A 13,144-nucleotide genomic window follows, 5' to 3' on the forward strand; every position below is an offset into this window, starting at 1 on the left:
CGATCCATCATCCGAAGTAGCGAGCCTGATATCTCACCAGCAGCGCACCGCAGCGCTTATCTCTCTTCAACGATGAGACAGTGCGCGACTGGTGTGGCGCGCCAGAGGCTGGCACGCCACAGCTCTTGTCCGGCCTCAGACTGCTGCCGGCGCCGTTTGGGTGTGGGTCGGATAGTCGATGTAGCCTCGCCCGTCGCCACCGTAGAACGTCGAGCGGTCGTAGCGGGCCAAAGGCAAATTGCGCCGGAGCCGTTCGGGCAGATCAGGGTTGGAGATGAAGTGGCGCCCGAACGCGACGAGATCCGCGTCGCCCGCCGCGACAATGGCCGCTGCGCTCTCGCCGGTGAATCCGCCGGCCGCGATCAAGGCGCGGCTGAATTTTTGCCGCAGATGCTGAGCGGCGATCGGAGCCTGGCCTTTGGCGATCTCTTCGATGCCCTTGATCCGCGGTTCGACCACGTGCAGGTAGGCGATGCCGAGGCGATCGAGCCTCCCTACCACATAACCGAACGTTGTGACCGGATCGCTGTCCGACATCGAGCCGTAAGTGCCGCTCGGTGCGAGGCGCACGCCGACGCGATCGGCTCCCCAGACGGAGATCGCGGCCTGCGCAATTTCCAGGAGAAAGCGCGCGCGGTTTTCGATGGGGCCGCCATATTCGTCCGTGCGCTTGTTGGTGCCGTCCTGGAGGAATTGATCGGGCAGGTAGCCGTTCGCGCCGTGAATTTCGACGCCATCAAAACCGGCGCGCAGCGCGCGCTCGGCGGCGGAACGAAATTCCTCGATAATCCCTGGAATCTCCTCCAGCGCGAGCGCGCGCGGCATAGAGAACGGGACTTCGCCGTTTTGGGTGTAGGCATGGCCCTCTGCTGCGATTGCGGACGGCGCGACCGGCGGCTCGCCGTTCGGCTGCAGATCGCTATGCGACTGCCGACCGACATGCCACAGTTGCAGGAAGATCCGGCCGCCCCTGGCATGAACAGCATCGGTGACGCGGCGCCATCCTTCGATCTGACGATCCGAATAGATGCCCGGCGCGCCGGCATAACCGTAACCGCGGATCGAGACCGGGGTCGCTTCGGAAACGATCAGGCCGCCCTTCGATGCGCGTTGGGAATAATACTCGATCATCAGGTCGCTTGGAATGTCGCCCGGATCGGACCGCATACGCGTCAGCGGCGCCATCACGACACGGTGGGAGAGTTGGTAGGGACCAATCTTGATCGATGAGAACAGCTTGCTCATGGTTATCTCCTTCAGGGTTGACGACGACCGGCCGATGGTCGCTGGATGTGGCGCCCCATCGGCCGTCTCTCGGGAAGTGCGACGGGATCGCAGTCGCGCTTCCTGCTTTCTTGCCGCTGTCAGGCCTTGATGGCGGCAGCCCGCTGCAGCACCGGGATCATGTCTTCCGGCTCAGGCCGACGCGTGTAATCGGGGTTCACTTCGGAATAGAGGATCGTGCCGTCCTGGCCGATCACGTAGCGGCCCGGCATCGGCAGGGTCCAGCTCGGATCGTCGTTGAACGTCGGCAGATCGTTCTTGAGGCTCTTGTAGAGCTCGATCAGATAGTCGGGCAACTCGAAGCGCAGGCCAAACGCGGCGCCGACCTTACCCTTCGCATCCGACAGAATTGGGAAAGAGAGCTTGTTCTGACGCACCGACTTGCGGCTGTTCGGCGCGGTCTGCGGCGAGATCGCAAGCAGCGAGGCGCCATACCTGTTGAACTCCGCCTTGGCGGCCTCCAGTGCCTGCAGCTCCATGTTACAGTACGGGCACCACACGCCGCGATAGAAGCTGACAACGAGCGGGCTTTTCTTCAAAAGCTCATCTGAACTGACGATGTTACCTTCGGGATCCTTCAGCGAGAAGGTCGGAGCCACGTCGCCGGCTTTCTTGGCGCGCTTGGCGGCGCCGGAGGCGATCAACTCGGCAGTGGCGCGATGCATGGTCTCGATCACGGAGTGAGGAACGTTGTAAGGCGGCTTGCCGGCTTCGAAATCAGCTTTGAAGGCATCGAGTTTGGCTTGCAGTGACATGGGCAGGTCTCCCTTGGTTTCGCGGGGGCTGATGGATCGGACTTACGCGGAAGAACCTAAAGGAGACCGACATGGAGGGTAGCGAGGCCGTTGGACTAGACCCTATTCCGCTCTGGAATAAAGACTTCAGCAGCCACGGCAGATGACCAGCTTGCGATCGAGTTCGACATCGAGATCCTGTTGCTGGCGCTCCCATGCCGACAGGAGCTCGTATTGGGGAACGGGAACCTCGGCTCTGGTCGGCTGCCGATGACCGGTCGGCGCAAGCCAAGGCGAATGCGAGGTCAGAACGGCTGGGTTGTTTTGATCGAACGCCGCAGCAGGCGAGAGCAGACCGAACAGGGCAATGCCGGCAACAAGTGCTACGGCAACGTTCGCCGGATGATTCTTGTTCGAGTTGGACATGGTGTGACACTCCTTCTCGCGGGCTCGAGATGAGCAGCTCCGCTTGTGGTGTCACCCTGACTGACCGCGCCAAGACGCTGAATGCCGGGCGGGATCGAATAGATGCTCGTTTGTCTCATGTGCCGCAGAAGCCGCCGCCTCATTAACTCTTTGTCACGGGTTGAAGCTGCGTTCGAAGAAATCGACAAAGGCCCGTGCTTTCGCCGTCGCGCCACGCCCGCTCGGAAATACCGCCCACAGATCAAGAGGCGGAAGAGTCCATTCCGACAACACCGCGCGCACCGCGCCCGAGCGGAGTTCCGGGGTGAACATCCATTCGGATGAAATGGTAAGCCCAGCATGGGCAAGCACTGCGGCTCTAACTCCTTCGGCCGCGGTCACCTTCAATCGACTTTGAACCTTGACCGTCGCTTCAGAACTATCACGCCGAAACGACCATACGCTGCCTTCGCCCTGCAGATACACGACAGCCTGATGCTTGCTGAGATCGGCAGGCGTTGCGGGGGTGCCGGCGCCCTCGAAGTAGCCAGGGGTACCCAACACCAGTCGCTTGCATCGACCAATGCGACGGACCGTCAGCGCCGAGTCCACCATTTTTCCCATTCGCAGCGCCAGATCGATACCCTCCTGCACAAGGTCGATCTGGCGGTCGTCGAGCACGACCTCCAGATTGAGGTCCGGGTGTTGTGTGAGGAATTGCGGCAACAGGGGAATGAGGTGAATGCGAGCAAATGTGACGGCGGCGCAGATGCGCAGCCGTCCCTTCAGCCCGGTGCCGGCGCCGCGCGCGGCGAGTTCCGCTTCGTCGGCCTCCTCGATCGCGCGCTTGGCGCGTTCGAAATAGCCGAGCCCCGCTTCGGTCGGCGTCAGTCCGCGCGTCGAGCGCGTGAGCAGCTTGACGCCCAGATGGTTTTCGAGTTGCGCGACCGTCTTCGAGACCGCCGGCTGCCCGACGCGAAGCTGCCGCGCGGCACCCGAGAAGGATCCCGTCTCAACCACCCGGATGAAAGTCTCCATCGAAGCTAGGCGATCCATCCTTGTTCTCCCCTATTCTTCCTGGGAATGAGCGATATTGCCCGGTCCTGTCTGCCACGGCAGCGGAAAATTGGCCATGTCTTCTCGCGACCCAAGCGGTGCCTGGGCGAGGATGGAGACGACTGATGACGCACTACAGACAATCCCACGCCGACGGCCGTGAGGCCCCGTCAGCTGCTTTCCGCTCCAGACCGCGCACGAAAAGGCTTATCGCCGGAGCGGTACGGACGCTCAACCTGACCATTGCGGATGCGCTCTATGCCTACGCTGTGACAGGCAGCGCCTTTGCAACGCTGATGGTGCTCGCCGCGCCGCATCTGGAAGTGTTGGTGCGCTGCATCTTCCACGGGAGGGGATGAGCAAGCAGTCCGCAGATCTGTCAGCCTCGGGACACGAACGGGAGCTGATACAATCGGCCAGTTGCATCTAGGTCCTCAACCTTCCATTCGCCGCCAACGCCCTGGATCATCCAGTTCAGGAACGCCCAGAGATCGGTATCGACATCTTCGTCGCTCAAGGGCTCCAATGCGTCGGCGAGCGCGTAAATTTCGATTCCGTCGGGAAAAAGTTCTCCGCTGCGACCAACGAACACAAGCAGGTAGATCATCCCGGAAGGCGCGCGGACATAGCCCGGCCGCGACGGGCCACCGGTATCGAGCGAGAAGCGCCGAATGAAAAATTCCCGAAATTCCGGGCAATGGCCGACGCGATCTTCCGCGAGTACGAGGGCCGTCCTCTTTCCTACGTGGCTGGGCTTCTCGATGACTTCGACTTCGGTCATGGCTTGCTCCTGTCAATGCGATCGAGGAAGTCGTTGATCTTTCGCGCGATCTCGGCCCCCGAATCCTCTTGAAGGAAGTGACGGCCGGTGACCAGCTCAGGGCCCTCCGCGTGCGGCAACAGCTCCTTGAAGCGCGCCGCGAATGTCTTGTGGTCAAAGACCTCATCTTCCCGTCCCCAAACCAGCAGCGAGGGGAATTTGGACTCCTTTAACTCACGTTCGAGCCATTGAAACCGCTCGAGACCACGTGCAGTGTCGTCAAGCGGGATCCAGCGCGGCCAGGTCCATGTGAGAAGGCGAGATCCCGGATCGGGCAGAATGCCCTCGTAAACATTCTGCGCCTCATCGCGAAATCTCTTCCTGTCAACCAGCGACAGATACATTCCACGGCCAGCCAGCGCGTTGCGCCCTCGATGCGAGCGCGCACGGCTAGCCGCGCCTGGTTTGTGGTGACACTCATCCCTGAATTTGCATTTCAATGCGGCAGAGATCGCCGCCGGGATAGAAGCCTTGCGCTACAAGGAGCGCACGATCCTGGTGCGGAAGACCAAGAACAAGCGCGAGCGGCTTCACCGACATCGCGCGTTGGTTCGATATGCCCCTCTACAAATGGAACGGGATTTGGTTCTCCAGCGATATGGGCGCGCTGCACTTCGTGTACCGCTGGCGTCTCATGTTGGGCTGGCTCGAAATTCGTCGTTTTAGGTAGCTTGTGCCGGCCAAGAAGGTATGGGCCGACGAGGGGCGCGTGCATCATGCGCCACGGAAATATCCGCTTGTGGAACTGGGCCGCGGGAAGCGGCTACGCCCAGGTGCTCATGATCACGAGCGCACGGACGCGGTTGGAATTTGAAAGTGCAAAGCCAAGACCGGTCGGACCCGCCCCAATCGTGACAAACCACGGTCGCGTTGCGAACGTCGAGTTGCCGGAGCAAGCCGGTCAGGTTTGCGATGTGACCGTCAAGACTGTGCGCCTGTTCGCGGACGGGCTTTTCCGAGAGGCCAAATCCAACCATGTCCGGGACGATCACGCGCCGGCCAGCAGCCGTAAGCGGCTTCACGAATTTCCGGTAGAGGAACCCCCACGCGGGGTTGCCGTGCAAGAGAACCACGGGGTCGCCGGCTCCCTCATCGATGTAGTGCATGCGCCAGCCATTGACTCGCCTGAATCTTGGCTCGTACGGCCATTCGTTATGCACAAACTGCCCAGGCAACGCGGCCTTGCTTGCACCATCGAGCTTCATTAGGCTCTCCTCCTTGCGAACGGCTAAGCTCATGGAAAGAAGATCACGGCCTGGCCGTTCAGGCCGGGCAGCCTGGCAACGGCGCCGAGGCAATCTCCTGTCTCGAAGTCGAAAGCGACGACTTCGTCCTGAGCCACACAATACAGTCGGGTGTTCGGCCCAAAGCGTAGGCCCCGCGGCTTCTGAAACCGCACACTATGATTTGGCACAAAGACCCGCACGAGACGCCCGTCAGCGTGGTCATATTCGCGAACCGTAGTCACCGCATTCGTTGCGCCGAACGGATGCTCGCTGCTTACCACAATATTGCCGTTTGGTGCGATCGCGAGGTCGAGCGGGCTGAGCTCTGGATCTTTAACCTTCCACGACGTTAGCATCAGGCGATCGGACTCGAACGCCAGAATGGTGTTGTCGCGCCGCCCGGTCCGACGCCGGAGGCGAGAAAAAGCCGGCCATCATGCCCGAAAGCAAAACCGCGCGGAAACGGAACGATGTGCGGCGGCAGGACGTATTCGCCCGCGCTGTTGAGCTCGCGCGTAAACGCCATGATGGTGCGCTCGCCGCGCAAACCGACATAATAGCGACCGTCCGGCCCAAAATTGCCGCCGCCGGGATTTAGTCCGTCGACGGCTTTGCTCGCCCGCACGACCACTCCGGCGCGGTCGAGCGCGACAATTCGGTTTGAACCGCTGTTGACGAAGAGCAACTTGTCAACCCGATAGAGCCCGAGCCCACGAGGATCGGCGATATCTGAATCGTCGCCGAAGACGCCGATCGGCTTGCCGTCGTCGGCAAAGGCAAGAACCTTTCCGTAACCTGCCCCGTTCGCACCGGTTGCAATTGTGACGAAGAGTGGCATGGTCAGTCTCGATACATCCTCAAGGCAAGACCCTTTGACGCTTCAGGCTATCGACAGCCGCGATCAGCGACTTTGCCGAGTCCATCCGCTCGGTAAATCCGAACTCGTTGATCTTGTTGACGTCCGAGATGACGTCCGTCTCGGTATGGAAGATGAAATCGCCAAATGGCCATCCGACAAGCTTTGATAGATCCGGCTGCACCAAATCGTGCCGTTCAGCGATGCGCTTCCAGACCGACCCCTTGTCAGCCATATGCTGCGCAAGCTTTAAGGGAACTGGCGCTGCCACGTCGAGACCGAGATGCCGGGCGATGTCCTCCCACATCCGTTCCCAGCGAAAGACGTCACCGTTAGTGACATTGAAGGCTTCACCCGAGGCCTTCTCCTCCGTGGCCGCCCACACGCTTGCCCTCGCAAGCAGGCCCGCATCCGTGAACTGAACAAGTTGCTGGTAGGCCGTATCAGTACCCGGAAATCGCAGCGGGATACCCAGTTCGCGCGACAACTCGGCAAAGACACCGACCACCAACGCGATATTCATCGGATTGCCGAAGATATCTCCCACCACGACATCCGGAATGAGCGCAACATTGTCCCAGTCGGCGCTCGATGCACGCGTCCTGAGCTGTGTCCGCTGCGAAAGGTAGATATTGGGCGGCATATGTGGCGGATCGCTTTCTCTGGCCGGCGTCCGAACGTTGGCGCCAAGATGTATGCCGTAGATCTTGAACCCCTCGTAGCTGACGACCCGCCTTAGCGGCGCCCCCACTGTGGTGAGGCCATCCAATAGGTTTCCAAGCATCTGCCCATTCCGCTCGGCTTCAACGGACAGGTTGGGGTCTGGATTCAGAGCCGCGTAAAACAGATGCGTTGTGTCATTGGCGGGCCTGACCGCGGCCGCGATCGCATCCCCATTGGTGAGATCGACAGTGATCGTCTCGATCTCGGCAATCGGCCGGCGCGCAAGCGCACGCACGATCCAGCCTTGTCGTTTCAATTCCATCGCCACCGAGTGGCCGACAATGCCGCTGCCGCCCGCGACGAGGGCTACGCGGTGAGTGCCGCTGTCCGTCATATCGAGCCTCCCGCTTACAACTTAAACTTCGTTGGCACGCTCAAAGCGCGCTTAGGCCGCCATCGACGACGAGATCGGCGCCGGCAATGTAGCTGCTCTCGTCGGAAGCCAGGAACAGCGCTGCGGCAGCAATCTCCTCGGGGCGACCAAGGCGGTTGAGCGGAGTGGCAGCAGTAAAGCTCGCCCGTATCGCGTCAGCGCCTTCCTTCGTTGCCGCCTGCGCGTCGATAATGGGCGTGTCGATCGCCCCGGGGCTGATCGCATTGACCCGGATGCCACGGTCCTTGAGTTCGGCCGTCCACGTGCGCACAAACGAGCGAACGCTGGCCTTGGTTGCGCTGTAAGCAGTGTAGCGGGGAATGCCCTTGAACGCGGCAATGGACGAAATCAGGATAATGGCGCCGCCGTCCCGGAAGAGAGGCAGTGCCTTCTGGACTGTGAAGAGAAGCCCGCGCACATTGATGCCGAAGGTCTTGTCGAAATTTTCTTCCGTCGCGTCGACCAGCGGTTCTGGATCAATGAACCCCGCGTTTGCAACCAGAATGTCGATCTTTCCCTTCTCTCTCTTGATTCGCTCATAGAGCCGATCGAGATCTTGGAAATTCTGCACGTCCCCTCGAATGGTCCCTACACCATCTCCAATAAGAGCGGCCGCCATATCGAGTTCACTCTGGCGGCGGCCAGCGATGTAGACAAAAGCACCTTCTTTCACAAACCGCTGGGCCGTCGCGAGCCCGAGGCCGCTGCTGCCGCCAGTTATGACAGCGACTTTGTTCTGCAAACTTTGCATCATTCTCTCCCTTCCGACTAAGATATCGACGCCATCCGGACTACTTCGCGGCTGGCGGCAGGAGCTTGTGGTCGATCAGCGACTGTAGTGCGTTGCGGAACGAGACCTCGGTATCCATTGTCTTTGTGAACCCGGCCTGGCGCAGCTTAACGGTGCTCACGAAGGCCCGAGGTCCCGCCGGGGCACCGTAAGCGAACGCGAAATCCGCATGCTGGTCCCCTTGGCCAACCAGTCCCCGCAGGTCCCGCGAGTGAAGACCATGTTTTGCGACGATTTTGTCCCAGACGCCGGCGTTTTCAGCGATGTAGGCCGTCACGCTCGTCGGCGTGTCCGGTCCGGTCTTGGCGCCCAGTGTTTCGGCGATGCCGGGCCACACATTGCGCCACTCGAACACGTCGCCGTTGGTGATGTTGAAAGCCTCGTTCGCCGCCTGGGGCGACTGCGCAGCCCAGACCATCACGTCCGCGACTAGGTCTGCATCGGCGGCCTCCCAGACAAACGACGGACCGCCGGGGAATCCAAACGGCTCACCCTTCTCGCGGCGGATGGCCGCGTAGACGCCGATAGCGGGGATAACGTTCAACGCGCCCGGGGTGGGACCGGTGACGAGCTGCGGCCGTAGAGCCGTATAGTTGAAGCCGTGCGTGGCGCCCGTCTCACCCACATAGGCTTCCTGGTCGAAGAAGAAGTTCGGGTGATCCTTGCGGGCGTCACGTTCGCGGGCCGGGATCGGGATCGGGTGCAAGTGCACCCCGTATACCTTCGTTCCCTGCAGGATGCTGACGTGCTGGAAATTGGAGGCGCTCCGCACGATCGGCTCCACCACGTTGCGCAGCATGGCATTGTTGGTGTCGATCTGCTCCTTGCTCGACCAGCCGGCGACCAGTTCAGGCTTCTCGTGCAGAGCCGTATAGGCGATGTGCGTGACGTCGGTCAGCGGCTCGAACGCGGCGCGGCTTTTTTCCTCGTCCCGCAAGTCGACCGACAGAAAGTCAATATTGCGGCCGCTGGGCAGCGCCGGCTTGCGGCGTGAAACGCCAACCACCTCCCAGCCGGCGGCGAGAAACTTCTCGATCGCGGCGACCCCCAGTAGTCCGCTTGCACCTGTGACCAGCACTTTCTTCGGAACGATCTTGCTTTGATTGGTCGTGCTCATGATTCCAAACCTCGTTGTGTGATGAGGAGCGCTACACGTGAACGTGGCTAAGCGGACGTTGCGTTAGCCTCGAGCCACTTCTCGGCGTCAAGATCGATCGCGGAGCCGACGAACACATCCGGCACCATGCCAGTCGGCTGGGGCTTCTGATATGCAATCTTGCTCTGATCGATGGACCGGCGCTCGGGCGCCTGCAGTTGTTCGGATGACGATTTCATCGCAATTCTCCTCCGCCATTAAGACGTGTTCGCCTCGTTCGTCAGCCCACCTAAGCCCTGCGCGCTGTTTGTCCGAACAGGATCTTCTTCCCTTCTTCCGTAACTGCCGGGCGGTTCGAGTACGGCTCGCCCCTCGCATAAGCCCGCTGCGTCGCGGGACGTCCTCGCACCGTGTCGAACCAGCGCCGCAGGTTCGGGAAATCGTCCAGATTTTGCTGCTGGCGCTTCCAGGGAACGACCCAGGGATAGGAAGCCATATCGGCGATGCTGTAGCCGTCGCCAAGGATGAATTTGCGGTTTTCGAGATGACGATCGAGCACGCCGTAGAGGCGGTTTGTCTCCTTGACATAGCGATCAACCGCGTAAGGGATTTTGCTCGGCGCGTAGAGCCCGAAATGGTGGTTCTGTCCAGCCATCGGCCCCAGGCCGCCGGCCTGCCAGAACAGCCACTCCGCCGCCGTCTTGCGGCCGCGTACATCCTTCGGCAGGAAGCGGTCGGTCTTTTCGGCGAGATACAAAAGGATGGCGCCCGACTCGAACACGCTAATCGATTCGCCGCCGTCAGCGGGTGCGCTATCAATCATCGCTGGCATGCGGTTGTTCGGCGAGATCGCGAGGAAATCGGGCTTGAACTGATCGCCGGTGCTGATGTCGACCGGGTGGATCGTGTAGTCCAGTCCGGCTTCCTCCAGGAACATTGTGATCTTGTGGCCGTTCGGCGTCGGCCAGTAATAGAGCTCAATCATCTTCAGTCTCCTTGTGCGCCCGATGCAACGCGCCTCCAATGTCTCCGCCGCGCGGAAGCAAGGAGCGGCCTTGCTCGTGCGTCAGCCGGCGGGCTTCAGCTTGCCAGGCGCGCTCCACTCGGCAGCCTTCATGAATGCATCAAGTGGCGTCTGCGCGAGGTGGTTGGTGTAGTTCGAGATCAGCTTGGTCGCGGCGAGGACGAGCACGTCTAGTATCGCGCGATTGCCGTAGCCCGCCGCCTTGAAGGCGGATACATCGGCTTCGCTAACCACACCGCGGGTGCGCGTCACCTTGGCTGCGAACTGGCGCAGGGCTTCGAGCTTGGAATCGGCGATCGGCCGCCCTTCACGGACGGCAGAGATCGCCTCCGGCTCGACCTTGGCTACACGGGACAGGTTCGTGTGGCCTGCCATGCAGTACGTGCATTCGTTCTCGTAGATGATTGCGATGTAGGCGATGTTGCGCTCCTGTGGCGTGAACGCCGTCTTCTCGGCGATGCCCCAGAGGGTGGCATAGGCCTCGAGCGCTGCGGGACTCTCGGCTAGCACGCGGTGCAGATTTGGAACGAGCCCCCAGGCGTTCTGAACGCCATCCAAAATTTCGATCGATGCCGCAGGTGCGCTGGCCGTGTCGTGAAGCGTGAAACCGTTGATCACTTCTCGTCTCCTTCGAATGATTTGGCGGTGACAAACTTGCGTATCCGCCGGCGCCGGGAAAGTCGCCTCAGAGCGATATCGTTTATTCCGGTCCGGAATGCACGAGCACCCCGGTTTTCGAGCGTCGCGCGGCGCGGTCATGCTGGGCGACGCGTACCACGTCCTGCTTCAGGAGATAGAACGAGACGGCGAGCAGCACGACGTCCTTCATCAGGAAGGGGACATTGCCTGTCATCGCGGGGAAACCTCCCGCAGCAACGTCCCAACCTTCCGGCATGAAGGGAATGATCGTGACCGTTGCGATGAAGGTACCGGTCGAGCCGAGGGCACCGAGGATGCCGAGCCGCTTGTCCCAGAAGCCGGCGAACAACAAGGTCCCGAATGCCCATTCCGAGACGCCCAGGAAATAGCTGGCGCCAGCGTGGCCGAATACGGGATAGAGCCAAAAGATCAGCGGCCCGTTGCTGATGAACGGGACCAATCTTTCGAATTCATACGGCCACCACTTCTGGTAACCGAAGAAGAAAAACATGATTACCATCGATGCGCGGACCAGATGGTAGTCGAGATCCTCGGTGAGCAGGCCGGACCGCCTTAGGATCAGGACGAAAGGACTGATTGCCGTGTTGAGAATCGCGTTCATTGTCGTAACTCCATGTGTCGAGCGTCGACATGCAGTCGCTCCGCGCGACCGCGGGAAGTCGATTTCAGTGTCGGACCGTCGCCGCAAAGCAAGGGCAGCCTCGATGCCGGGTCAGGCGGCGGGTTTGAGCTTGCCGGGCGGCGTCCACTCGGCGCCTTTCATGAACGAATCGTTCGGCGTCTCGGCGAGGTGGTTGGTATAGTTCGAGATCAGCTTGGTCGCGGCGAGAACCAGCACGTCGAGCACTGCACGATTGTCGTAGCCTGCGAACTTGAAGGCAGCGACGTCGGCCTGGCTCACCACGCCTCGCTGGCGGGTGACCTTCTCGGCGAACTGGCGCAGCGCTTCGAGCTTCGCGTCGGGAATGGGGCGCCCTTCGCGGACGGCTTCGATCACCGCATTGTCAATCTTCGCCATGCGCGAAAGGTTGGTGTGCCCCGCCATGCAATAGGTGCACTCGTTCTCGTAAATGATGGCGAGATAAACGATGTTGCGCTCCTGCGGCGTGAAATCCGTCTTCTCGGCAATGCCCCACAGTGTGCTGTAGGCCTCGAGCGCCGCCGGACTTTCGGCGAGGATGCGGTGCAGGTTGGGCACAAAACCCCAACCCTTCTGGATTCCGTTGAGGAACTCGGCAGAGGCTGCCGGCGCGGTGGTCGTCTCGTGAAGCGTGAATCCGTTGATCATTTGTCTTCTCCCTTCTGGAACGATGGGCGCACCATCGCCCATTCCCCGGCGCCGCGGCAGACGCGATCTGGCGATATCATTCATTCCGAGAGGGCATGGGGCCCCTTGGCTTAAGTGACCGCCGGCCCGTTGCGCGGGAGCGATCATCTCGGGGAGCGCAGAAGTTCTCATTGCGCTCCGCTGCCTCGACATGGCCCCTCATCTCCCGCGTGTGCGTTCTCCTGCAGATGGACAAGCCCGAAGAACCTAGTTGGAGGCGCAACCGTCGCGCCGTTTGTCCCCGTAGGCGAGTTAAACGTTCTAAGGAGTTGTTAAATGCGGCGGGCGTCCCAAGCGAAGCGCCTGCAGATTGCGAAACCACGGTGAGTTGCGTCGTCGTCAAATATCACGGCGATTGCGCAAGATGATCAATTGGACGATGCGATCATTGTGAGGCGTGAAATAAAAGGCCAGGACGAGTGGGTCTGGCAGACCGCGCTTGTCAAAATTGCCGTCAATATCGGCGGTAATAATAGAATTGTCGTAGTGCTTCACGACTTTTGTAACTGCGATTGTCAGTCCTTCGCCGATGATGTCCCGTTCTGCCCAAGCCCTGATCGCCGCTGTGCCCCAGTAGTCCCGTAGCTGATCGTTGACAAGCGCATCGTCAGCAAACGTGGCCATGAGCCGCTCCAAGTCAAAGCGGTTCGTCGCCTCGACGAAGGCAGCAACCAGAGGAGGGAGCGTTATTGGCGCCTTGAATGAAGAACCGGGGCTTGGCATGTAATCCACAACCGTCGGGATCAACAGCATTCTCAACAACATGCCCC

19 protein-coding genes are annotated in these 13,144 nt (G+C 60.8%); 1 reads left to right on the forward strand and 18 read right to left on the reverse strand.

Annotated elements, in window-relative coordinates:
• Positions 1-135: 135 nt before the first annotated feature.
• The 4 genes from ACP2YO_RS33975 to ACP2YO_RS33990 form a co-directional block, all read right to left on the reverse strand.
• Positions 136-1,245: an alkene reductase gene (locus tag ACP2YO_RS33975; protein WP_426435482.1), complete on the reverse strand. Its 1,110-nt coding sequence runs from the start codon at positions 1,243-1,245 to the stop codon at positions 136-138.
• A 119-nt stretch (positions 1,246-1,364) separates the two neighbouring features.
• Positions 1,365-2,039 (reverse strand): peroxiredoxin-like family protein, encoded by a 675-nt coding sequence (locus tag ACP2YO_RS33980; protein WP_426435483.1) that lies wholly within the window; start codon positions 2,037-2,039, stop codon positions 1,365-1,367.
• A gap of 126 nt (positions 2,040-2,165) precedes the next feature.
• Positions 2,166-2,444 carry a hypothetical protein gene (locus ACP2YO_RS33985; protein ID WP_426435484.1) on the reverse strand — a complete coding sequence of 93 codons (279 nt, stop codon included), beginning with the start codon at positions 2,442-2,444 and terminating at the stop codon, positions 2,166-2,168.
• Positions 2,445-2,597: 153 nt separating this feature from the next.
• Positions 2,598-3,479, reverse strand: coding sequence for a LysR family transcriptional regulator (locus ACP2YO_RS33990; protein WP_426435485.1), 882 nt, complete (start codon positions 3,477-3,479; stop codon positions 2,598-2,600).
• A gap of 125 nt (positions 3,480-3,604) precedes the next feature.
• On the opposite strand from ACP2YO_RS33990, the gene ACP2YO_RS33995 reads away from it, so the two are divergent.
• Complete coding sequence (locus ACP2YO_RS33995; RefSeq protein WP_426435486.1) at positions 3,605-3,838, forward strand: hypothetical protein; 234 nt, start codon at positions 3,605-3,607, stop codon at positions 3,836-3,838.
• A gap of 20 nt (positions 3,839-3,858) precedes the next feature.
• Here the strand turns inward: ACP2YO_RS33995 and ACP2YO_RS34000 are convergent, their stop codons facing one another.
• The 14 genes from ACP2YO_RS34000 to ACP2YO_RS34065 all read right to left on the reverse strand — a co-directional run bounded on the left by ACP2YO_RS34000 (position 3,859) and on the right by ACP2YO_RS34065 (position 13,121).
• Positions 3,859-4,260, reverse strand: coding sequence for a hypothetical protein (locus tag ACP2YO_RS34000; protein WP_426435487.1), 402 nt, complete (start codon positions 4,258-4,260; stop codon positions 3,859-3,861).
• Entirely contained in the window at positions 4,257-4,643 is a 387-nt protein-coding gene (locus ACP2YO_RS34005) for a hypothetical protein (protein ID WP_426435488.1), read from the reverse strand. The genes ACP2YO_RS34000 and ACP2YO_RS34005 overlap by 4 nt, the downstream gene beginning before the upstream one ends.
• Before the next feature lie 318 nt (positions 4,644-4,961).
• Positions 4,962-5,537 carry an alpha/beta fold hydrolase gene (locus ACP2YO_RS34010; RefSeq protein WP_426435489.1) on the reverse strand — a complete coding sequence of 192 codons (576 nt, stop codon included), beginning with the start codon at positions 5,535-5,537 and terminating at the stop codon, positions 4,962-4,964.
• A complete protein-coding gene (locus ACP2YO_RS34015; protein ID WP_426435490.1) occupies positions 5,534-5,881 on the reverse strand; it encodes a hypothetical protein in 348 nt (115 codons plus the stop codon). Before ACP2YO_RS34015 ends, ACP2YO_RS34010 begins: the two co-directional genes overlap by 4 nt.
• Positions 5,881-6,363 carry a hypothetical protein gene (locus ACP2YO_RS34020; protein ID WP_426435491.1) on the reverse strand — a complete coding sequence of 161 codons (483 nt, stop codon included), beginning with the start codon at positions 6,361-6,363 and terminating at the stop codon, positions 5,881-5,883. Before ACP2YO_RS34020 ends, ACP2YO_RS34015 begins: the two co-directional genes overlap by 1 nt.
• A 19-nt stretch (positions 6,364-6,382) precedes the next feature.
• Entirely contained in the window at positions 6,383-7,438 is a 1,056-nt protein-coding gene (locus ACP2YO_RS34025; protein ID WP_426435492.1) for an SDR family oxidoreductase, read from the reverse strand.
• Positions 7,439-7,478: 40 nt separating this feature from the next.
• Positions 7,479-8,228 (reverse strand): SDR family NAD(P)-dependent oxidoreductase, encoded by a 750-nt coding sequence (locus tag ACP2YO_RS34030; RefSeq protein ID WP_426435493.1) that lies wholly within the window; start codon positions 8,226-8,228, stop codon positions 7,479-7,481.
• Positions 8,229-8,268: 40 nt separating this feature from the next.
• Positions 8,269-9,384 (reverse strand): SDR family oxidoreductase, encoded by a 1,116-nt coding sequence (locus ACP2YO_RS34035; protein ID WP_426435494.1) that lies wholly within the window; start codon positions 9,382-9,384, stop codon positions 8,269-8,271.
• Positions 9,385-9,431: 47 nt separating this feature from the next.
• Positions 9,432-9,602: a hypothetical protein gene (locus tag ACP2YO_RS34040; RefSeq protein ID WP_426435495.1), complete on the reverse strand. Its 171-nt coding sequence runs from the start codon at positions 9,600-9,602 to the stop codon at positions 9,432-9,434.
• 50 nt (positions 9,603-9,652) lie between these two features.
• Positions 9,653-10,348, reverse strand: a complete 696-nt coding sequence (locus tag ACP2YO_RS34045; protein WP_426435496.1) for a glutathione binding-like protein — start codon at positions 10,346-10,348, stop codon at positions 9,653-9,655.
• An 81-nt stretch (positions 10,349-10,429) separates the two neighbouring features.
• Positions 10,430-11,005 (reverse strand): carboxymuconolactone decarboxylase family protein, encoded by a 576-nt coding sequence (locus ACP2YO_RS34050; protein WP_426435497.1) that lies wholly within the window; start codon positions 11,003-11,005, stop codon positions 10,430-10,432.
• Positions 11,006-11,087: 82 nt separating this feature from the next.
• The gene (locus ACP2YO_RS34055) at positions 11,088-11,648 is read right to left on the reverse strand and encodes a YkgB family protein (protein WP_426435498.1); all 561 of its coding nucleotides are present in this window, start codon (positions 11,646-11,648) and stop codon (positions 11,088-11,090) included.
• A gap of 111 nt (positions 11,649-11,759) precedes the next feature.
• Complete coding sequence (locus ACP2YO_RS34060) at positions 11,760-12,335, reverse strand: carboxymuconolactone decarboxylase family protein (RefSeq protein WP_426435499.1); 576 nt, start codon at positions 12,333-12,335, stop codon at positions 11,760-11,762.
• A gap of 378 nt (positions 12,336-12,713) precedes the next feature.
• Positions 12,714-13,121, reverse strand: coding sequence for a nuclear transport factor 2 family protein (locus ACP2YO_RS34065; protein WP_426435500.1), 408 nt, complete (start codon positions 13,119-13,121; stop codon positions 12,714-12,716).
• Positions 13,122-13,144: the final 23 nt, after the last annotated feature.

This window comes from Bradyrhizobium genosp. P (assembly GCF_049949265.1).
Lineage (GTDB): Bacteria > Pseudomonadota > Alphaproteobacteria > Rhizobiales > Xanthobacteraceae > Bradyrhizobium.

Excerpts from the sequence above, each read along its gene's own strand:
- ACP2YO_RS34060 (WP_426435499.1), bottom strand. The coding sequence starts at position 12,335 with ATGATCAACGGATTCACGCTTCACGAGACGACCACCGCGCCGGCAGCC.
- ACP2YO_RS34015 (WP_426435490.1), bottom strand. The coding sequence starts at position 5,881 with ATGCTAACGTCGTGGAAGGTTAAAGATCCAGAGCTCAGCCCGCTCGAC.
- ACP2YO_RS33985 (WP_426435484.1), bottom strand. The coding sequence starts at position 2,444 with ATGTCCAACTCGAACAAGAATCATCCGGCGAACGTTGCCGTAGCACTT.
- ACP2YO_RS34055 (WP_426435498.1), bottom strand. The coding sequence starts at position 11,648 with ATGAACGCGATTCTCAACACGGCAATCAGTCCTTTCGTCCTGATCCTA.
- ACP2YO_RS33975 (WP_426435482.1), bottom strand. The coding sequence starts at position 1,245 with ATGAGCAAGCTGTTCTCATCGATCAAGATTGGTCCCTACCAACTCTCC.
- ACP2YO_RS34025 (WP_426435492.1), bottom strand. The coding sequence starts at position 7,438 with ATGACGGACAGCGGCACTCACCGCGTAGCCCTCGTCGCGGGCGGCAGC.
- ACP2YO_RS33990 (WP_426435485.1), bottom strand. The coding sequence starts at position 3,479 with ATGGATCGCCTAGCTTCGATGGAGACTTTCATCCGGGTGGTTGAGACG.
- ACP2YO_RS34010 (WP_426435489.1), bottom strand. The coding sequence starts at position 5,537 with ATGAGCTTAGCCGTTCGCAAGGAGGAGAGCCTAATGAAGCTCGATGGT.
- ACP2YO_RS34035 (WP_426435494.1), bottom strand. The coding sequence starts at position 9,384 with ATGAGCACGACCAATCAAAGCAAGATCGTTCCGAAGAAAGTGCTGGTC.
- ACP2YO_RS34030 (WP_426435493.1), bottom strand. The coding sequence starts at position 8,228 with ATGCAAAGTTTGCAGAACAAAGTCGCTGTCATAACTGGCGGCAGCAGC.
- ACP2YO_RS33980 (WP_426435483.1), bottom strand. The coding sequence starts at position 2,039 with ATGTCACTGCAAGCCAAACTCGATGCCTTCAAAGCTGATTTCGAAGCC.
- ACP2YO_RS34005 (WP_426435488.1), bottom strand. The coding sequence starts at position 4,643 with ATGTATCTGTCGCTGGTTGACAGGAAGAGATTTCGCGATGAGGCGCAG.
- ACP2YO_RS34040 (WP_426435495.1), bottom strand. The coding sequence starts at position 9,602 with ATGAAATCGTCATCCGAACAACTGCAGGCGCCCGAGCGCCGGTCCATC.
- ACP2YO_RS34045 (WP_426435496.1), bottom strand. The coding sequence starts at position 10,348 with ATGATTGAGCTCTATTACTGGCCGACGCCGAACGGCCACAAGATCACA.
- ACP2YO_RS34020 (WP_426435491.1), bottom strand. The coding sequence starts at position 6,363 with ATGCCACTCTTCGTCACAATTGCAACCGGTGCGAACGGGGCAGGTTAC.
- ACP2YO_RS34000 (WP_426435487.1), bottom strand. The coding sequence starts at position 4,260 with ATGACCGAAGTCGAAGTCATCGAGAAGCCCAGCCACGTAGGAAAGAGG.
- ACP2YO_RS33995 (WP_426435486.1), top strand. The coding sequence starts at position 3,605 with ATGACGCACTACAGACAATCCCACGCCGACGGCCGTGAGGCCCCGTCA.